This is a genomic window from Ruegeria sp. SAZA006 (genome assembly GCF_059613465.1).
The window spans coordinates 1-18,412 of record NZ_JBXWSO010000004.1 but is presented as its reverse complement, the minus strand read 5'-3'; the positions used below and the strand labels follow the sequence as shown (position 1 = coordinate 18,412).

17 protein-coding genes and 1 tRNA gene are annotated in these 18,412 nt (G+C 60.7%); 7 read left to right on the top strand and 11 right to left on the bottom strand.

Translation table 11 applies throughout. The annotated features are described in order from the left end of the window. Nucleotides 1-45 precede the first annotated feature (45 nt). The 3 genes from AC2FNZ_RS02780 to AC2FNZ_RS02770 form a co-directional block, all read right to left on the bottom strand. Nucleotides 46-666 (bottom strand): CDP-alcohol phosphatidyltransferase family protein, encoded by a 621-nt coding sequence (locus AC2FNZ_RS02780; protein ID WP_496839470.1) that lies wholly within the window; start codon nucleotides 664-666, stop codon nucleotides 46-48. 70 nt (nucleotides 667-736) lie between these two features. Further along, on the bottom strand, nucleotides 737-1,969 hold the full coding sequence (locus AC2FNZ_RS02775) for an HlyD family secretion protein (protein ID WP_170337786.1): 1,233 nt from the start codon (nucleotides 1,967-1,969) through the stop codon (nucleotides 737-739). A 3-nt stretch (nucleotides 1,970-1,972) separates the two neighbouring features. Beyond that, entirely contained in the window at nucleotides 1,973-2,374 is a 402-nt protein-coding gene (locus AC2FNZ_RS02770) for a hypothetical protein (protein ID WP_437342871.1), read from the bottom strand. Nucleotides 2,375-2,500: 126 nt separating this feature from the next. Between AC2FNZ_RS02770 and AC2FNZ_RS02765 the strand changes: the two genes are divergently transcribed. From AC2FNZ_RS02765 to AC2FNZ_RS02750, 4 genes are all read left to right on the top strand, one after another. Then, nucleotides 2,501-3,442, top strand: coding sequence for an aldo/keto reductase (locus tag AC2FNZ_RS02765; protein WP_496839468.1), 942 nt, complete (start codon nucleotides 2,501-2,503; stop codon nucleotides 3,440-3,442). Beyond that, the gene (locus AC2FNZ_RS02760; RefSeq protein ID WP_496839466.1) at nucleotides 3,439-4,503 is read left to right on the top strand and encodes an NAD(P)/FAD-dependent oxidoreductase; all 1,065 of its coding nucleotides are present in this window, start codon (nucleotides 3,439-3,441) and stop codon (nucleotides 4,501-4,503) included. Before AC2FNZ_RS02765 ends, AC2FNZ_RS02760 begins: the two co-directional genes overlap by 4 nt. Then, nucleotides 4,503-5,156, top strand: a complete 654-nt coding sequence (locus tag AC2FNZ_RS02755) for a DUF938 domain-containing protein (protein WP_496839464.1) — start codon at nucleotides 4,503-4,505, stop codon at nucleotides 5,154-5,156. The genes AC2FNZ_RS02760 and AC2FNZ_RS02755 overlap by 1 nt, the downstream gene beginning before the upstream one ends. Before the next feature lie 69 nt (nucleotides 5,157-5,225). Continuing rightward, entirely contained in the window at nucleotides 5,226-5,561 is a 336-nt protein-coding gene (locus tag AC2FNZ_RS02750; RefSeq protein ID WP_496839462.1) for a carboxymuconolactone decarboxylase family protein, read from the top strand. Nucleotides 5,562-5,602: 41 nt separating this feature from the next. Here AC2FNZ_RS02750 and AC2FNZ_RS02745 read toward each other — a convergent pair whose 3' ends face one another. The 4 genes from AC2FNZ_RS02745 to AC2FNZ_RS02730 all read right to left on the bottom strand — a co-directional run bounded on the left by AC2FNZ_RS02745 (nucleotide 5,603) and on the right by AC2FNZ_RS02730 (nucleotide 12,691). Then, complete coding sequence (locus tag AC2FNZ_RS02745; RefSeq protein WP_496839461.1) at nucleotides 5,603-8,110, bottom strand: GcvT family protein; 2,508 nt, start codon at nucleotides 8,108-8,110, stop codon at nucleotides 5,603-5,605. Between the two features lie 176 nt (nucleotides 8,111-8,286). Further along, entirely contained in the window at nucleotides 8,287-9,684 is a 1,398-nt protein-coding gene (locus tag AC2FNZ_RS02740; protein ID WP_496839460.1) for an FAD-binding oxidoreductase, read from the bottom strand. An 88-nt stretch (nucleotides 9,685-9,772) separates the two neighbouring features. Further along, a complete protein-coding gene (gene ggt, locus AC2FNZ_RS02735; protein ID WP_496839459.1) occupies nucleotides 9,773-11,566 on the bottom strand; it encodes a gamma-glutamyltransferase in 1,794 nt (597 codons plus the stop codon). 138 nt (nucleotides 11,567-11,704) lie between these two features. Further along, nucleotides 11,705-12,691 (bottom strand): 2-hydroxyacid dehydrogenase, encoded by a 987-nt coding sequence (locus tag AC2FNZ_RS02730; protein ID WP_496839458.1) that lies wholly within the window; start codon nucleotides 12,689-12,691, stop codon nucleotides 11,705-11,707. Between the two features lie 191 nt (nucleotides 12,692-12,882). Here AC2FNZ_RS02730 and AC2FNZ_RS02725 point away from each other — a divergent pair, with 191 nt between their 5' ends. Next, complete coding sequence (locus AC2FNZ_RS02725) at nucleotides 12,883-13,347, top strand: SH3 domain-containing protein (protein ID WP_244952386.1); 465 nt, start codon at nucleotides 12,883-12,885, stop codon at nucleotides 13,345-13,347. A 9-nt stretch (nucleotides 13,348-13,356) separates the two neighbouring features. Here AC2FNZ_RS02725 and AC2FNZ_RS02720 read toward each other — a convergent pair whose 3' ends face one another. Continuing rightward, nucleotides 13,357-14,265: a haloalkane dehalogenase gene (locus tag AC2FNZ_RS02720; protein WP_496839457.1), complete on the bottom strand. Its 909-nt coding sequence runs from the start codon at nucleotides 14,263-14,265 to the stop codon at nucleotides 13,357-13,359. Nucleotides 14,266-14,354: 89 nt separating this feature from the next. On the opposite strand from AC2FNZ_RS02720, the gene AC2FNZ_RS02715 reads away from it, so the two are divergent. Both AC2FNZ_RS02715 and AC2FNZ_RS02710 read left to right on the top strand, forming a co-directional pair. Next, a complete protein-coding gene (locus AC2FNZ_RS02715) occupies nucleotides 14,355-15,344 on the top strand; it encodes an NADPH:quinone reductase (RefSeq protein WP_496839456.1) in 990 nt (329 codons plus the stop codon). A gap of 91 nt (nucleotides 15,345-15,435) precedes the next feature. Further along, nucleotides 15,436-15,510 (top strand) — tRNA-Gln (locus AC2FNZ_RS02710). 182 nt (nucleotides 15,511-15,692) lie between these two features. Here the strand turns inward: AC2FNZ_RS02710 and AC2FNZ_RS02705 are convergent. The 3 genes from AC2FNZ_RS02705 to AC2FNZ_RS02695 are packed head-to-tail and all read right to left on the bottom strand — an operon-like array spanning nucleotide 15,693 to nucleotide 17,994. Further along, a complete protein-coding gene (locus tag AC2FNZ_RS02705) occupies nucleotides 15,693-17,321 on the bottom strand; it encodes a recombinase family protein (protein WP_496839455.1) in 1,629 nt (542 codons plus the stop codon). Further along, nucleotides 17,321-17,734, bottom strand: a complete 414-nt coding sequence (locus tag AC2FNZ_RS02700; protein ID WP_496839454.1) for a DUF2924 domain-containing protein — start codon at nucleotides 17,732-17,734, stop codon at nucleotides 17,321-17,323. The genes AC2FNZ_RS02705 and AC2FNZ_RS02700 overlap by 1 nt, the downstream gene beginning before the upstream one ends. Further along, on the bottom strand, nucleotides 17,731-17,994 hold the full coding sequence (locus AC2FNZ_RS02695) for a DUF3489 domain-containing protein (protein ID WP_170441367.1): 264 nt from the start codon (nucleotides 17,992-17,994) through the stop codon (nucleotides 17,731-17,733). The genes AC2FNZ_RS02700 and AC2FNZ_RS02695 overlap by 4 nt, the downstream gene beginning before the upstream one ends. Nucleotides 17,995-18,412 lie beyond the last annotated feature (418 nt).

Genomic DNA, 18,412 nt, shown 5'->3' with positions numbered 1-18,412 from the left:
TGTACTGTCAACAAACCCAAAGCCCGCCGGAAACGGCGGGCTTTTTCAGTTCCCGGAACGGTTGCCGAAACTGCGCGCTGCCAACACGATCCGGGATATGGCGGTCAGGAAACACAAGCTGCCGAATACCCACGCCAAGGCCGCAAACGCATCCGGCACCAGACACAAAAGAACAAGGAAACCGATCGTTTCGGCCCCCTCCAGCAAACCACCGGAAAAATACAAGGCCTTCTGCCCTCTGGCGTCGGTCTTCAAACCGTGCCGGTCCGCCAGTAGGGAAAAGCCCAGAAAACTGGTGCCGTTGAAATAGAAGGACAGCAAAAGGAAAGCACCGGCCACGCCATTGGCAGCCGGGTCAGCCAGAACGAATGCGAAGGGGATCGCGCCGTAGAACAGAAAGTCGCAGGTGATATCCAGATAGCCGCCGAAATCGGTCCCGCCCCGGGCACGCGCAACAGCACCGTCCAAGCCATCCGCGAGACGCGACAGCAGTAACGGCAGCAGCGCCCAGTACGTCGCGCCTGCCACGATCAGGCCCGCTGCGACCAAACCAAGAGCCAGCCCAATCAGCGTCACCTGGTTTGCCGTAAAGCCCAACCGCGCGAGAAAACGGCCCTGAGCGTTCAGGGCCGGGTCGATAATCGGGCGGATTTGCGCATCAAACATGTGCGGCAGTTAACCGGGGACAGGCGCCATTTCCAGACACAATAGCGCGAGAACACTCACGTTCCCGCCATCAGTGACCGCTTAGAACCAGCGTGTTCACCGGCATCAGGATCAGACGCAGTCGCAAGCCTGCCGCATGAACCACACCGATCGTGTCCACGACATGCAGGAATGCCCTTTCCCAGAACCCCAGATCTTCGTGTTCAAGCCTGTCGTGATTGTCGGTGTAGACATTGGCTAGACAGTTGCTGCCCGGGGGCACCTTGTCTGCCAGCCCTTCATAAAGTGGCTCCAGGTACACGAGGATTGATCCGGGGGTTGTGTTCTGTTGAACGTCGCGCAATTCGTCAGTGGGTCGGATCTGCCCCGAAGGGATCACATCCTGCACCTGGACCACTACGACCGGAATCACCGTGAATGGCCGCGTCATACAGCCCAGCTCTCCGATCATTCCCGGTTTGATCACCTGCGCCGACATCTGGTTGAAAGCCGCCTGAAACCGGTCGCGCCCGGAATCCGTCGGAACCAGAATTCCCGCCGGGCGCATCAGCGGGCTGACAAAATCGCCGACCCGCAGCCCGAACTGCTCGACCCGGCCCGTCACACCGGCGCTGATTGTCGTCTTGTCCAATTCGGCCAGAGCGGCATCCAGCTGCGCCTCGGCGCTGGCCAACTGGGCAGGGATCAGTTCTTCGATCTTCTGAACAACGGCCGCCTTTTGGGATTGCGCGGCCAGAACCTTGGCCTCGCGCTCGGCGACAAGGTTTTCCAGTCGCTCGATCTCGGTCAGGCGGACTGCGCTGGATCCCTGATCGCGCAGGGTGGTGTTGCGCTCCAAATCCTCAAGCGCCTGCGCCAGCGCCGCCTGCGCGCCTGCAATACCGGCTTCGGCCTCGGCCAGATCCGTTTGCGCGACCTTCAGCGAGGCCTGTATCTGAGCAATCTGGGCATGTGCGGCTTCGACCTGCGCGCGCTGGGTGAAATCCTCGATACGGAAGATCGGCTGGCCCGCGGTGACCATCTGGTTGTTGGTGACATAGACCTCGGACACGCGCCCACCCAGTTGCGGAAGAATCGTTACGGTCCGAAAATAGGACGCCGCCGTTTTGCTCGCCGGGTGGAAGTAGAACAGCGTGGTAATCACCGTCAGCGCAAGGATCGCGCAGGCGGTCAGCCCCCAGCGCAGTTCGTACCACATGGTGAACAGAGTGATTTCGTGACCAATACGTTTTCCCTGAACGAAGCGTCGGAACAGAAAGTCGGGCAGAACGGTGACCAGTGCGCACAGAAATGTTTCGATCATGCGTCAGTGCTCCTGCGGAGCGGCGGGCTCAGGGTCAGGCACGGCGGGCGGAGGTGACGCCCCGGGTGCCAGCGACCGAATTGCATCTGCAATCGCGCGCAGGGGCGCTGCAAAGTCAGGAAACTGAAAACCCGCGACCAGGATAGCAGCAACCCAGAAAATCCCGTTGTGTGTAAACAGGGCCAACAACGCCAGGATACCGACCAACTGAAACTGCGGGTGGTTGTTCTCATGGGCCATCTTCTCGGGGATCGAGTGCAATGTGAAATACGCGACACCGATCAGCAGGATCAGACCAACCGTGAAGATCACCATGAAATTGAAGAGAAAATCGCTGCCATCCGCCTGGGTCACATATGACGGAATGTGCCCTGTGGCCATTGGGTGTAGGTCTGCGCTGGTCACCCTGCCCTCCTGCGTTTTTGGTTGTGAATGTTTGGAAGGGTTGATGCTCAAATTCAACCCTGATTAAAACTTGAGGCGACAATTGATCAAAGACCCCCGTTCGTCGGGCTCATTTCAGGCACTCTCATGACACTCAGGCTTTCCAATCCCGACGGCACTGACATTGGCCGTTTCACCTTTGGCACGATGCAGTTCGGGGGCCGCGCCGATGCCGAGCAAAGCCGGGCCATGTTCGACGCCTGTCGCGCGGCCGGTATCACGCATTTCGATACAGCTTATGTCTATACCGACGGTGCGTCGGAAACATTGCTGGGCCAGATGATCGCGTCTCAGCGCGAGCAGCTGACGATCGCCACCAAAGCGGGTTACACCGGCGGCGCCGGCGCAGCCAACATCCGCGCGCAGTTCGACGTTTCGCGCAAACGTCTGGGTCAGGACATGGTCGACCTGCTGTACCTGCACCGGTTCGACCCGGATACCGATCTTGCCGAAACGATTGAGTGCTTTGCCCAGCTCAAAGACGCGGGCAAGATCCGCTATGTCGGCCTGTCTAATTTTGCCGCCTGGCAAGTGATGAAAGCCGTGCGCGTCGCCGCAGATTTCGGCCTGACCATTGACGCGCTGCAACCGATGTACAACCTGGTCAAGCGACAGGCCGAGGTCGAGATCCTGCCGATGTGTGCGGATCAAGGTATATCGGTTTTTGCCTACTCGCCGCTGGGTGGCGGGTTGCTGACCGGGAAGTACTCCCATGGCGCTGCAGCCGGCCGGCTGTCCGAAGATGACCGATATGCCAGCCGCTATGGAGCTGAGTGGATGGCCGAAACAGCTGCCGAGCTGGCTCGCTTGGGACATCAGGCTGGCGTGGATCCGGCGACGCTTGCCGTCGCCTGGGTTGCCGCCAGCCCGTTTGCCCCGTCGCCGATCATATCGGCCAGATCTGCCGAACAGCTGGCGCCGTCGCTGGCTGCGCTGACGCTCGACCTTCCGGCTGAGCTCTATGCCCGCATCACGGCGCTCAGCCAGACACCGCCACCGGCGACGGACCGGTTGGAGGAAGTCCAGTGATTGATTTTCTGATCATCGGCGGAGGTATTGCCGGCCTCAGCGCCGGCGCGCGTCTGTCCGAGCATGGATCGGTGACCGTACTCGAGGCCGAGGACGCGCTGGGCTATCACGCCTCGGGGCGATCGGCGGCATTGTTCGAAGAAGGTTATGGCCCGCCTTCGGTCGTGGCTCTGAACAAGGCCAGCGCCGAGTTCTTTTTTTCGAACGACTATCTGACCCCGCGCGGGTTGATGCTGCTGGCCAAAAGTGATCAGGCCGACCAGTTCCGCAAAGACCTGGGCGAGCTGGGAATGGCCGAAATTTCGGTCCCCGATGCGTTGGCCCGTGTCCCGGTCCTGAACCCGGAAACCGTCGCATACGCAGCGCTGAGTGAGGGCGCTTACGACATCGACACCGACCGTGTACTACAGGATTTCGCCCGCACCATTCGCGCCAACGCGGGATCGGTACTGACCCGCCAAAAAGTGGCGCGGATCCGCAAGGACGGCCATTGGCTGGTGGAAGCGGCCGAGGTCTTTCAGGCGCGCACCATCGTCAATGCCGCTGGTGCGTGGGCGGACGAGGTCGCAAGGATGGCCGGGATCGCACCGATCGGAATCACGCCGCGCCGCCGTTCTATGGCCCGACTGCCAGCACCTGGGGGCCATGATGTGAAAAATTGGCCGATGATGCTGGGCGCGGGTGAAACCTGGTACGCCAAACCGGATGCCGGCAAGCTGTTGGTGTCACCGTCCGAGGCCGACCCGGTCGAACCGCATGACGCCTATGCCGACGATATGGTGCTGGCCGAGGGCCTGGCCCGGTACGAAGAAATGGTGACCAGCCCGGTCACCCGTGTCGAGACCAATTGGGCCGGGCTGCGCAGCTTTGCCCCGGATGGCACGCTTGTTCTGGGTCCCGACCCGTCAGATGAAAGTTTTGTCTGGTCTGCCGGTCAGGGAGGGTACGGGTTTCAAACCGCACCGGCCGCGTCGCGATTGGTCGCGGATCTTGCGTTAGGCCGCGCGCCCGAGTTGGATGCCGCGATGGTCTCCGCGCTATCCGTGTCCCGGTTACGCTGATGGGCAGGCGGAAACTGCCTCCGACGGCAAGCGTCGCCTCTCAGGGTGACGGCGCGAAGATGATCGCTCCTGCGGCCAGCCGCAATACAGACGCCTTGTGCGCGTTGCTAGCCGAGATGCCCTTCGCAACTGGAAACGCATTGGAACTGGCCAGCGGCACGGGTCAACACGTCGCCGCATTTGCCCGTATCTTTCCTGACCTGACTTGGCAGCCAAGCGAGATCGATCCCGCCCGCCGGGCCAGCATCGACGCCTATGCGGAGGACCTGCCAAACATCCTTCCCGCCGTAGATTTGGACGCAACCCTGTCCGGATGGCACCAGAACTTTGGCAACCAGAACCTTATCATTCTGATTAACCTGCTGCATCTGATCAGCTGGAAAGAAGCCCGCAATGTTCTGTCCGAGGCCGCATTGGCCCTTTGCCCCGGGGGGCGGTTCGTTCTCTACGGACCGTTCATGCGCCAGGGCAAGCTGATCAGCGACGGGGACCGACGCTTTCATGCCGACCTGACCCGGCAAGACCCCGAGATCGGCTACAAGGACGACAGCCAGATCAGCAACTACCTGGAAAGCAAAGGGCTGCGGGTTGTCGGAGTGGTTCCAATGCCTGCGAACAATCTGGCTTTTGTCGCAGAAAAGCCCTCGATCTGATCAAGATCAAAGCCGCTCTGACGCCGCTGATACATATGCAAGATGCAATATGTACATGAGGCACAAGACATGACCTGGTCAGACAGACTTGCTGAAACGCGCAGCGGATTGCGCAACCTGAACGGAGCCATACCAGATACCGCCCGCGCTTTCGGTACGCTCGGGAAATCGGTCAAGGAAGGCGGAACACTGGATTTCAAGACCAAGGAGTTCATCGCCTTGGGCATGTCCATAGCAGTACGGTGCGAACCCTGCATTTCGCTGCACACCGAAACACTGGTCAAGGCGGGCGCTTCGCGTGAAGAATTCTCGGACGTTCTGGCCATGGCGATCCAGATGGGTGGCGGTCCGTCGATGATGTACGCAGCCAAGGCGCTGGAGTGCTTCGACGAGCTCAGCGCGTAGCCAAAAAAAAGGCCCCGGAGTTGTCCGGGGCCTCTGTCCGATCAACCGTCCTTGCGGATGGTCTCGTTCTTGGGGTCATAGGGGCTGTCGCACGTCACGACCGCATCCCACAGCTGGTCCAGCATTTTGACCTTCAGTTTGGTTCCTTCCACGGCCAGTTCGGGCTTTACATAGCCCAATCCGATGGATTTCTCGAAAGCCACCGAATACCCGCCCGAGGTCAGACGCCCCACGCGCTCACCTTCGGGCGTATAGAGCGCCTCACGGCCCCACGGGTCGGCGTCCTCGGGCCCGTCGATCAGCAACGTAGAGCATTTCACCCGCACGCCGGTCTCGATCAGCTTGTCCTTGCCGTGGAACTCTTTGTTCAGATCGACGAAACGCGGCAGGTCGGCCTCGAGCGGGGTGGCGTCGCGGCCCAGTTCGGTGCCGAAGGCGCGATAGGATTTCTCCTGCCGCAGCCAGTTTTGCGCGCGGGCGCCGACCAGCTTCATGCCGTGCTTCTCGCCGGCCTTCTCCAGAAGATCGAACAAGTAGTTCTGCATCTCGATCGGGTGATGCAGTTCCCAGCCCAGCTCGCCTGTATAGGCCACGCGGATCGCGTTGACCGGGCACATGCCCAGTTCGATCTGACGTGCCGACAGCCAGGGGAAGCGCTTGTTCGAAAGGGCGGTTTCCGGCTCGGCGTCCTTGATGACCTCTTTCAGCACATCGCGCGATTTCGGCCCGGCGATGGCAAAGACGCCCCACTGGGTGGTCACGTCTTGGATCTCGATGTAGCCGAACTCGTCCATCTTGTCCTCGGCCGCCTTGCGCAGGAAGTCGGCGTCATACTCGGTCCAGGCACCGGCCGAGACGAGGTAATACTCGTTCTCTTTCAGGCGAACGATGGTGTACTCGGTACGCGTGGTGCCATGCGCCGTAAGCGCATAGGTCAGATTGATGCGACCGACCTTGGGCAGCTTGTTGCAGGTGAACCAATCCAGAAACTGGGTGGCGCCGGGGCCCTTGACGACATGCTTGGTGAAGGCTGACGCGTCGATCAGACCGACACCGTTGCGGATCGCCTTGGCTTCTTCGACGGCATACTGCCACCATCCACCACGGCGGAAGCTGCGGCTTTCCCTGTCGAAGTTGTCAGGGGCATCGACCGGGCCAAAATAGTTGGGGCGTTCCCATCCGTTGACCCACCCAAACTGCGCGCCGCGGGCTTTCTGACGATCATAGGCCGGAACGGTGCGCAGCGGACGGCAGGCCTCGCGCTCTTCATCCGGGTGATGCAGAATGTAGACGTGCTCGTAGCATTCCTCGTTCTTGCGCGCGGCGAATTCGGTGGTCATCCAGTTGGACGAATAGCGTTTGGGGTCCAGCGAGGCCATGTCGATCTCGGCTTCGCCGTCGACCATCATCTGCGCCAGATAATAGCCGGTGCCGCCGGCGGCGGTGATGCCAAAGCTGAACCCTTCGGCCAGCCACATATTGCGCAGGCCCGGCGCCGGGCCGACCAGCGGGTTGCCATCAGGCGTATAGCAGATGGGACCGTTGAAATCGTCCTTGAGGCCGGACTCGGCACAGGACGGGACACGCTCGGCCATGGCCATGTACTGATCGGCGATCCGGTCCAGATCCAGAGGGAACAGGTCAGCGCGGAAACTGTCGGGCACACCGTATTCGAAACGTGCCGGGGCACCGTGCTCGTAGATGCCAAGGATCCAGCCGCCGCGCTCCTCGCGTGCGTAGGATTCGTTGTCGGCGTCACGCACGACCGGGTGTTCCGGATTGCCGGCTTCACGCCATTTCACCAGTTCCGGGTCCTTGTCCATGACAATGAAGGTATGCTCGACCGGGATCGCCGGCATCTTGATCCCAAGCAGCTTGGCGGTACGCTGGGCATGGTTTCCCGAAGCGGTCACGACGTGCTCTGCGGTGATGACCACCTGCTCGTCGCTGGGGACAAGGTTGCCACCCTTTTCGACCATCTTGGTGCAGGTGACTTCCCAGTGGGTTCCGTTCCAATGGAAGGCATCGGCCTGCATCTTGCGCACGATCTCGACACCGCGCTGGCGGGCGCCCTTGGCCATCGCCTGGGTCACGTCGGCCGGATTGATGTAACCGTCCTCGGTATGGTAAAGCGCGCCCTTCAGATCCGAGGTTTCGATCAGCGGCCAGCGCTCCTTGATCTGCTCGGGCGTCAACCATTCATATTTGACGTCGCAGGTCTCGGCAGTCGAGGCATAGAGCATGAACTCATCCATGCGGTCCTGCGTCTGCGCCATGCGCAGGTTTCCAACCACCGCGAACCCCGCGTTCAGGCCGGTTTCCTCTTCCAGCGTCTTGTAGAAATCCACCGAGTATTTGTGGATATGGGTCGTCGCATAGGACATGTTGAACAGCGGAAGCAGACCCGCGGCGTGCCAGGTCGAGCCCGAGGTCAACTCGTCCCTCTCGATCAGCATGACATCATCCCAGCCCGCCTTGGCCAGGTGATAGGCTATCGAGGTCCCGACGGCGCCGCCGCCAACGACCAGTGCTTTGACTTGGGTTTTCATACGCCCGCTCTCCGGATTGAGTCTGTTTGGCAAGGTTTATGCCGAACGGGACCAATCAGCGCCAAGTCCATCCGACGCAAAACGGTGCAAAACCGACCTACCGTACACGTTGGGACGCGAATCCCCGAACAGGCACACACCAAGAGCCGATAGTTGCGTGCGCTTTCCCGGCCTGGTCAGACGATCTTGCCGGGGTTCATGATGTTGTCAGGATCCAGGGCGGCCTTGATCGCCGCCATGTACCGGGTCGCATCCCCAAGTTCCCGGACCAGATACGGTTTCTTGCCCTGCCCGATTCCATGCTCACCCGTGCAGGTCCCGTCCATCGAGATCGCCAGATCGTTGAGCCATCCGACAAACTGACTGGCCCGCGCCACTTCGTCGGCATCCTCCATGTCGATCAGCACCAGCGTATGGAAGTTTCCGTCACCGACATGACCGACGACCGGGGCCAGCAGGTCCAACTCGGCTGCCTTGTCTTGAGCCATGGTGACGCATTCGGCCAAGCGCGAGATCGGGACGCAGACATCCGTCGAGATTCCTCGCGCTCCGGGCCGAAGCTGGAGGGACGCCCAGTACATGTCGTGCCGCGCCTGCCAGAGCTTGGACCTTTCTTCGGTGCTGGCCGTAGCGACAAAGCCCGTGCCGCCAAAATCCTCGGCGATTTCGCCAAAGGTTTCGGCCTGTTCCGCTGCGCCGGCCTCCGAGCCGTGAAACTCGAGCAGAAGCAAGGGCGTTTCCGGCAGCTTCAGCCCGGAATACGCGTTGGCCGCTTTGACCGACATCGCGTCCAACAGTTCGATCCGAGCAACCGGAACGCCGAATTGGATGGTCGTCATCACGGCCTGACAGGCCGCATCCACCGTCGGGAAAGAACACCGGGCCGAGGTAATCGCCTCGGGGATGCCGTGCAGTTTCAGAGTCAGTTCCGTGATAATGCCCAGCGTGCCCTCGGCACCTATAAGCAAGCGGGTAAGGTCGTAGCCGGCCGAGGATTTTTTGGCCCGGTGACCGGTACGGATGATTTTGCCATCGGGCATAACCGCCTCGAGGCTCAGGACATTGTCCTTCATCGTTCCATAGCGAACCGCATTGGTACCCGACGCTCGGGTTGCCGCCATCCCGCCCAATGAGGCATTGGCTCCGGGATCAATCGGAAAGAACAGCCCCTTGTCGCGCAGATGGATATTCAAGTCCTCGCGGGTGACCCCGGGCTGCACGACGCAATCCAGATCACCTTCGTTCACGGCCAAAACCCGGTTCATCTGGCCAAGATCGATGCAAACCCCGCCGGCGGGCGCGTTCACGTGACCTTCCAGCGACGTCCCGGTGCCGAAAGGAATGACGGGAACCTTGTGCGCCGCACAGGTCTTGACGATGTCCGAGACCTCCTCGGTCGAGGTTGGAAAGACCACTGCATCAGGGCTTTGGTTTTCGATCCAGGTCGTGGTGTGCCCGTGCTGCTCGCGGACCGAGGCGCCGGTCTGCAACCGGTCCCCGAACCGCTGTTTCAGAATGCTGATGGCGGTGTCGATCCCCGCCGCATTGCGGAACAATGCTGTCGCTTCAACCATGGCAACCCTCCCTTGGTGCAGTGGCGCAGGCCCAGACAATGACTAGAAGGCCCACGCCACAGGAGCAATACCCATCGCTGCGACGTGATCACTCGCCCAGTGCGATGCCCTCTCGACGTGGATCAGCTCCGCCGTGCAGACCGTCGCGGATTTCGATGGCATGAAGGCCCGAGGTCAGATCCCGCGCGTTCACTTCAAAGCCCAGCTCGCCCAACATGTCCGCAAAGCCTTCGGCGCTTGTGCCGACCTCGACATCATAGGTCCCGAAACGGTTCACCAGATGCGGAAGGGCGACCGCCTGCTGGACGTCCATACCCCAATCCGCCCAGGCAATAATGGATTTTGCGACGTAACCGATGATCCGGCTGCCACCCGGAGACCCGATCGCCAGAACCGGAGACCCGTCCTGCATGACAATCGTCGGACTCATCGAGGAACGGGGGCGTTTGCCCGGTTCGATCCGGTTGGCAATCGGAACCCCGTCCCTGTGGGTCCGGAAGGAAAAGTCGGTCAGTTCGTTGTTCAGCAGAAAGCCGTTGGTCATCAGACGCGAACCAAAACCGTTCTCGATTGTCGTTGTCATCGAAAGCACGTTTCCATAAGCGTCGACGATCGAAATATGGGACGTCGACGGCAGTTCGATCGACGCATCGTCGGCCCAGTTCAGCGCGTGGTCAAACTCAGGATTCCCCGGCGCAACCTCGGTCAACGCCCCAGTGTCATTCAGCAACTCGGCACGCTCGGCCAGATAGGCCGGATCGATCAGACCCTGCGTCGGCATCGGAATGAAATCACTGTCGGCCATGTAGCGACCGCGATCCGCGAAGGCCAGGCGCGAGGCATCGCCGATCAGCCGCCATGCTTCGGCGCTTTCGGGACCCATCGCCGCCAAATCGTAGCTGTCGAGCATGCCAAGGATCTGTCCTACCGTCAGCGCACCCGAGGACGGCGGACCCATCCCGCAGACCTCATAGCTGCGATAGGCGGCACAGATCGGCTCGCGCTCGATCACCTGATACAGCGCCAGATCAACTCCGGACAGAACCCCCGGGTTGCCCGGAGCGTTTCGGACAGTCCGCACGATGTCCGCCGCGATCTCTCCTCCATAAAAGCCCGCAGCCCCTTCGGACGCCAAAACCCGCAGGGTTTCGGCATAGTCTGGGTTGGTGAGGCGCTGTCCCTGGGCCAGCGGCTCCCCGTCCGGCAGGAAGTAGTTGGCCGTCTCAGGGAAGCGTGCCAGACGATCAGCGTCGGCCTGAATCAGGCCCGCCAGCCGCGGTGAAACGACAAACCCTTCGTCGGCCAGTCGGATACCATCCTCGAACAGACCGGGCCAGGGGCTGCGCCCCCAGCGCCGGTGGGCTTCCTCCAACAATGCGGGTGTGCCGGGTGTCCCGACCGAAAGCCCGCCAACAACCGCGTCAAAGAATTTGAGCGGCTCGCCGTTTTCGTCCTGAAACAGGGTCGGGCTTGCCTCTCTCGGCGCGGTTTCTCGCCCATCCAAGGTGGTCAGGCGTCCGCTGGCCGCATCGTACCAGACAAGAAATGCACCTCCGCCCAAACCCGAAGACTGCGGTTCGACCAGGCCCAAGACAACCTGAACGGCGACCATTGCATCCGCTGCCGTTCCGCCGGCAGCCAGAACCTTGGCACCCGCTTCGACGGCCAGCGGGTTGGCCGCCGCAACCATCCAGGTTTCAGCTTTGACAGGCACGCCGTCGGCCTTGGCCTTCAGTGCGGCGATCACCTCGTCGGTCAAGGCCTGAACCTGGCCGTCGGATGCACCCTCGGGCGCGACATCATCGGCGGTTTGCTGGGCAAACACAGGGCTCGCCAGGGTCAGCGCGCAGGCCACAACAGTAGGGAACCAATTGGAGCACATGAAAAACCTCCTTATCCAAATACTGAATCTGACAGTGCACGGCACCGTCATGCCCCGCAACCATATGCGGGGACGACCACCAAACACGGCAAAGCTCTGCCTTGCAAACAGCAGGAGCCTGTATGCCTTGGCGTGTTCTTACAACATCGCGGGAACGACCTGATCAGGCGGCCGGTGCCCGTCTTCAAACGTCTTGATATTGATGATGACCTTTTCGCCCATCTCGATGCGCCCCTCAAGCGTCGCTGACCCCATATGCGGCAGCAGCACGACATTCGGCAGTTGCCGAAGTCGAGGATTCACGTCGGTTCCGTGCTCGTAGACGTCCAGCCCGGCCCCGGCGATCTCGCCCGCCCGGATCATCCGGGTCAACGCGTTTTCGTCCAACACCTCGCCCCGCGACGTGTTCACGATGACCGCCGTCGGCTTCATCAGCTTCAGGCGCCGCGCGTTCATCAGATGAAATGACGAAGGTGTTGACGGGCAGTTGATCGAGATCACGTCCATACGCGCCACCATCTGATCAAGGCTTTCCCAATAGGTCGCCTCAAGATCCTGTTCTATTTCTGGACGCAACCGGCGACGATTGTGGTAGTGGACCTGCATTCCGAAGGCACGAGCACGGCGCGCGACGGCCTGTCCGATCCGCCCCATACCCAGAATGCCCAGACGCCGGCCTCCTATCCGCCCGCCAAGGAAAGCCGTCGGCGCCCAGCCGCTCCAGTCCCCCTTTTGCATAACCGACAGACCCTCGGGAATCCGACGGGTTACGGCAAGGATCAACGCCATCGTCATGTCGGCGGTATCGTCGGTCAGAACACCCGGCGTGTTCGAGACCAGGATGCCGCGCTGACGCGCCGTCGCGACATCGATATGGTCGACACCGGCACCATAATTCGCAATCAGCCTCAGCTGCTCTCCGGCCTGGCCCAAAACACCCGCGTCGATCGTGTCCGTGATCGTCGGAACCAGCACATCGGCCTGTTTGACCGCCTCGACCAACTCGTCGCGCGTCATCGGTGCGTCGGTGTCCCGCAAACGGACGTCGAACAACTCGCTCAGACGTGTCTCGACCACTTCGGGCAACCGTCGCGTTACAACAACACTCAGACGTTCTCTTGGCACTTCAGCCCTCCTACCGCTTTGCATTCCGATGCGCGTCATGGCATCGTGGCGCAGGATCAGCCGGGGCACAAGAACCCCATGGGCATCGCCCCAACCTTTTTTGAAACACGGCAGACAGGCAAATCAGCGGGCAGGCAGTGAGTGCTTTCTTGAGGGCGAAACGCCCAGTTCTGGCATTTCTAACAACGCTTCTGTTCCTGACAGGCGCAATCGCGCACGCTCAGGAAAAACGTGGGCAGGTGACGAATCTGCCTTTGCCGCGCTACGTGTCGATGAAAGCGGCCGAGGCGAACGTACGCCGCGGCCCTTCGCTGACTCATCGTGTTGACTGGGTTTTCAAGCGCCGCGGCATGCCACTTCAGGTGACGGCCGAATACGGCAACTGGCGCAAGGTTCAGGATCGCGACGGGGCCGGCGGATGGGTCCACTACGCACTGTTGTCAGGTGTCCGCACGGTTCTGATTGAATCGGACATGCTGCCGGTCTATGCCAGCCCCGACCCCAAATCCCCGGTCAACGCACATTTCGAAACAGGTGTCGTGGCCCGCTTGGGCACCTGCACGGTGGATTGGTGCCGCATTTCGGCCGGTGGCTATCGCGGCTGGACCCTCAAAAGCAATCTTTGGGGCGTGGAGCCCGACGAAATCCGAGAATGAGACCGCTGCTCAGGCCGTCTCGCGGATGAAGGCCAGAACCGTTTCCGCAAGTTCCAGAGGCACGTCCTCTTGAAGGAAGTGACCGGCTTTCGGCAGCACAACATGCTTCTGTCCCGCCGCACCGGGACAAAGTTTCTGAAAAACCCCATCCACCCCGGCCATAATCCTGTCCTCAGCACCAAAAGCCGTCAGGACAGGGGTTTGCAGACCGCGGATAACGTTCCAAGCCTGTCGGTTCGGTTCCGACTCGGGGTCGTCGGGGCGGTCCGGCACCAGCATCGGAAACTGTCGCGCCCCCGCCTTGTAACGATCGTCAGGGAACGGCGCGCCATAGGCGGCGACCTCGTCTTCGGTCAGCTTTGAAACCGTTCCGCCATAGACGATGCGCCCTGCGCGGAAATCCGGTGTCTCCTGGCTGAACTGTCGCCAGGCGGCAAACGCCTCGCCCAAGGGCTGGTCCCCGGTTGGTAAGGCCGTGTTGGCGACAACGACCCGGGCGAACCTGTCCGGCATCTCGGCCCACAGGCGCAACCCGATCAATCCGCCCCAGTCCTGACAGACCAGAGTGATGTCCCGCAGATCGAGTTGACGCAGAACCTCACCCATCCAGAAGACGTGGCGCGCATAGGTATAGTCGCCGCGCTCGACGGGTTTGTCGGATCTGCCGAAACCCACAAGGTCCGGAGCGATGACCCGATGACCCGCGGCGGCGACTGGCGGGATCATATGACGATACAGATAAGACCAACTGGGTTCGCCGTGCATCATCAGTACTGGAGCTGCCGCGCGCGGCCCCTCGTCCAGATAGTGGACCCGCAACGCGCCACCTTCAGTATCATCCACCTCAAGGTAGTTGGGTGCGAAATCATAGTCGGGCAGATTTTGGAACCGTTCGTCCGGTGTGCGCAACGCCTTCATACTCTGATCTCCCATGGTTTTTTGACAGGCTAGCATTCCTGGCCCGCGACGATAGGGTGAACGTCACGACGCGACAAACCGGAGCCGCCATGAAAGCCGTCACCTACCAGACATTTGGACCCGCCGCTGATGTTCTGTCCATTCAAGAACTGCCAGACACTCCCCCGGGCCCGGGCGAAGTGACAGTTGCGCTGGCCTATTCGGGAGTGAACCCTTCGGATGTGAAGGCTCGTGCGGGCGCACGGCCCGGGATCACCAAGCCACCTTTCCCGGTGATTGTACCGCACAGCGACGGTTCAGGGGTCATCTCTGCTGTCGGACCAGGGGTTCCGGACTCGCGGGTGGGTCAAAGGGTCTGGATCTGGAACGGCCAGTGGGGCCGTGCGTTGGGGACGGCCGCCACCCAAATCACCCTACCCTCGGAGCAGGCAGTTGAAATGCCCGACCCGGTCGCGCTGCAAACCGGTGCCGTCCTCGGCATTCCCGGCCTGACCGCCAGCCACACCGTGTTTTCCGGAGGCCCGGTATCGGGTAAAACCCTGCTGGTTCACGGCGGTGCAGGGACGGTCGGATTCCTTGCCGTCCAGTTGGCCAAATGGGGCGGAGCAAAAGTGCTGGCCACAGCCAGTCCACGCAACTTCGAACGTGTGACAAAGGCTGGAGCCGATGCGGTACTGGATTACACGGCGCCTGATTTGCCGGCACAGATCCTGGACGCCAATCAAGGGCATCCGGTCGATCGCATCGTCGATGTGGAGTTTGGCCAAAACGTCGAAACCAACGTGGCAGTTATCGCCGAAAGCGGCAGAATCAATGCGTATGGCTCGGCCCAGAATATGACGCCGACGCTTCCGTTTTATCCGCTCATGTTCAAATCGGTGACGTTGGAAATGGTCTTGGTGTATCTGCTGCCGGCCGATCTGCGCAACCAGGCCATCGCGAACCTCCACCACGCGCTGGCCGACGGCGCGCTGAACTGCCCGATCCAAAAGCTCTATTCGATGGAAGAATGCGCCGCCGCACACCGTGCGGTCGAGGCCGGAAACCGAACCGGAGCAGTGCTGTTGGAGACCAAATAGATCGCCCGCAAAAAAATTTTCGCGGGTCTCGATTTTTTGCGGGAAAGCACTTGAACACCGTCACCAACAATCGTAGATAGCCGCTCACCGTTGGGGTGTAGCCAAGTGGTAAGGCAGCGGTTTTTGGTACCGTGTATCGTAGGTTCGAATCCTACCACCCCAGCCAGCCTTTCTCGCATTTTCGGACGACGAGATAGTACTGCGGTATTCTCGCGTGTATTCCGATGCTTGGCCTGCGGGATTTCAGACAGAGACGCGAACGTGAGCGCAGAAACGGCCAATTTCAGCCCTTAGTCTCAGTGTGCCATTCCGACGGTACGAGTTTGGAAGATGAGGGGAGAGCCTGGCCTACTGCCTGCCGAACACGTCGCGCTGATCTGTCCAGACAGCCGGCACGCCTGACTTGACGAGATAGTCGGAGGTCAGGCCTTCGGGTTGTTCGCCATTGGCGATGGCATCGAGGATGTCCGGCGCCAGTATCGCGAGATCGATCACGTCCTGAACGCGGCGTTTTGATGTGCCCTCGGTTTCTGCGATCTCTGCAAATGTCTTGCCCTGGATGATCATGGCCAACCATTTTTGGGCTTTGACGATATTCTGAACGAGCGTCCGATCGACCTCCGGCGGTGCATCGCCCAGATGCAGCTTCAACTCCACGCCGCGCCGGCGCATCCGGAAGGGCGATGTCAGGGTCAGTTCGTCTCCATTGATCCGGTCCGTATGACAGTCGAGGGCCTTGGAGAGTTCACAGGCACTCAACCGGACCGTGAGGGTTCCGGGGGTCAGGTCAACGCGGTCGACCAGATTCAGATGTTGCGATGCCTGCTGGAACTCACTGAGAGCAGCCGATCTGGCGGCAATTTCGGACGCGGATATGTCTCGGATCAACGTTGTCACGATGTAGGGTTGGCCGAGTTTCTTGCGGATGACATCGGCAATCAGGCTTTCCAGTTGCTCTGCCGGCAGACGCCAGGCATCCGGATGCTTTCGGCTCCGATCCTTCACCAGCCGATGAGAGATGTAATAGCGCAGACGTTTGCCATTCTTGCGGCTGTGGCTGGGTGTCAGGCGATCGCCAGTTTCATCGAAGAGCTTTCCAGCCAGCAGAGATGTTGTTGCCATTTTTTTTGAACCGCGTGCGATGGAGGCCCTGCCTTGCAGCATATCCTGAACCGTGTCCCAGATCTCAGGATCGATGATCGCAGGATGCTGCCCTTCATACACCTGTTGTTTGTGACGGATCCGTCCGGCATAGACCGGGTTGCTCAGGATGTGCTGGAGGTGGCCACGATCAAAGTGTTTTCCGCCTGATATCCGACCACCCGCCCTTTTACGGCACCGGGACCTGAGGTCGAGTTGTTCTGCCCGTTCTTTAACCTCTCGTAAGATGCGGTGTTTCAGATAGAGGTCGTAGAGCGTCCGGATCGTGGTCGCTTCATTCTCGTCGATCTTCAGCGTTCTGCCATCTGGTTGATAGCCAAGTGGAACGCTCCCACCCATCCACATGCCCTTGCGTTTTGAAGCCGCGATCTTATCGCGGATGCGCTCTGCCGTGACCTCACGTTCGAACTGGGCAAAACTGAGCAGCATGTTGAGAGTCAGCCGCCCCATGCTGGTGGCCGTGTTGAAGCTTTGGGTAACCGAGACAAAGGACGTCCCGGCCGCGTCCAGACGATCGACCAGCTTGGCGAAGTCGGCCAGCGAGCGCGTCAGGCGGTCGATCTTGTAGACAACGATCTGGTCGACGCGTTTTTCATCGACAGCCTGCATCAATCGCTGCAGTGCCGGGCGATCCAGATGCCCGCCGGAGATCCCGCCGTCGTCATAGTGGTCCGGGAGCAGTTCCCAGCCCTCGTGCTTCTGGCTGGCGATATAGGCTTCGCAGGCCTCTCGCTGCGCATCCAGAGAATTGAAATCCTGCTCAAGCCCCTCTTCCGAGCTCTTGCGGGTATAGATGGCGCAGCGGATCCGGCGCATCACTGCACTCCGAAGAAGCGGGGTCCGGACCACCGGGCGCCAGTGATGTGTCGGGCAATGGCTGACAAGGACCGCCAGGTTTTCCCATCCATGACGTAGCCCCCATCGACGACCTCGACCTGATATGTGCGGCCATTCCATTCGCGGATTAGATGCGACCCCGGTTTTGTCGTGGCTGGAAGGGTTTTACCGGAGGCGATCTGGTTCAGGCGCCGGGTGGTCTTGAGTGACACACCGCCCAGCGCCCGGTTCTGTATCTCCCAGATCAGCACCCGTTTCATAAACTGCGGTGAGAGGTATTTGGGCGGCGGACGCCCAAACACCTCTCTCCAGCGATCCAGGCACTCGGCGCGATCAAAGGCACTGATGTCTGCAATCAGGCTTTCCAGCTTGCCCGGGCTATCACCGCTCATGCCGCAGTGTCCGCCCTGACCACGCGATAGACCGAACCTCTGTCGCTATCGCTGCGTTCGATCTGACAGCCTGCCTTGCGTTGGGCAGAGATCGCGGCTCGTGCCGTATGGGGCTGCCAGCCGAAGATCTTCTGTAACTGCGCCAGCGTTACCCCGGATTTCCGGGTCAACAGCTTGTGCAACTGGGCGCTGCGCGTCGCCTTGCCTCCGTAAGGTTTTGGGCTCGCCGGTTTGTTCTCTTGATGAGATGACATTGCCATCGTGTTTCTCCACTCTGCGGGTGAAGGCCAATCCCTCGCCCTGTACTGAGTGGAGCCCGGACATTCCGGGCGGCACGCTGCTCGCCCAGTACCGCTCTGTCGCGCTCAGAAGTCCAGTGGATTATGGAAAAGTTCGGGCGGAAAGTGTGAATTCGCGGCCGTGCAGCGTGTAACAGATGAGATCGCAAAAGGGGACCTTCATTCCCGCGACCTGTGGCCCGTCCTGCCCAGAGATCCTGCCCAGAGATAGTGCGTACAAGGCACGCCCAGAAAGGCCTTCTCGGCTTTCAATCCCTAAGCGCCGACAAAGTCTTTTCTTGTGGTTTCTCCGCCGGGCCCGCCTGGGATGCGAGCGGTTGAACGGGCGCACTCCATGATGTGAGGAACAAAAGCACTCCGACCACGGTCACACAGGTCG

Bases quoted from the DNA above. Each gene is read 5' to 3' on its own strand.
- AC2FNZ_RS02775 (WP_170337786.1), bottom strand. From the start codon at position 1,969: ATGATCGAAACATTTCTGTGCGCACTGGTCACCGTTCTGCCCGACTTT.
- ggt (WP_496839459.1), bottom strand. From the start codon at position 11,566: ATGTGCTCCAATTGGTTCCCTACTGTTGTGGCCTGCGCGCTGACCCTG.
- AC2FNZ_RS02765 (WP_496839468.1), top strand. From the start codon at position 2,501: ATGACACTCAGGCTTTCCAATCCCGACGGCACTGACATTGGCCGTTTC.
- AC2FNZ_RS02715 (WP_496839456.1), top strand. From the start codon at position 14,355: ATGAAAGCCGTCACCTACCAGACATTTGGACCCGCCGCTGATGTTCTG.
- AC2FNZ_RS02750 (WP_496839462.1), top strand. From the start codon at position 5,226: ATGACCTGGTCAGACAGACTTGCTGAAACGCGCAGCGGATTGCGCAAC.
- AC2FNZ_RS02700 (WP_496839454.1), bottom strand. From the start codon at position 17,734: ATGAGCGGTGATAGCCCGGGCAAGCTGGAAAGCCTGATTGCAGACATC.
- AC2FNZ_RS02720 (WP_496839457.1), bottom strand. From the start codon at position 14,265: ATGAAGGCGTTGCGCACACCGGACGAACGGTTCCAAAATCTGCCCGAC.
- AC2FNZ_RS02745 (WP_496839461.1), bottom strand. From the start codon at position 8,110: ATGAAAACCCAAGTCAAAGCACTGGTCGTTGGCGGCGGCGCCGTCGGG.
- AC2FNZ_RS02695 (WP_170441367.1), bottom strand. From the start codon at position 17,994: ATGGCAATGTCATCTCATCAAGAGAACAAACCGGCGAGCCCAAAACCT.
- AC2FNZ_RS02755 (WP_496839464.1), top strand. From the start codon at position 4,503: ATGGGCAGGCGGAAACTGCCTCCGACGGCAAGCGTCGCCTCTCAGGGT.
- AC2FNZ_RS02780 (WP_496839470.1), bottom strand. From the start codon at position 666: ATGTTTGATGCGCAAATCCGCCCGATTATCGACCCGGCCCTGAACGCT.
- AC2FNZ_RS02740 (WP_496839460.1), bottom strand. From the start codon at position 9,684: ATGGTTGAAGCGACAGCATTGTTCCGCAATGCGGCGGGGATCGACACC.
- AC2FNZ_RS02705 (WP_496839455.1), bottom strand. From the start codon at position 17,321: ATGCGCCGGATCCGCTGCGCCATCTATACCCGCAAGAGCTCGGAAGAG.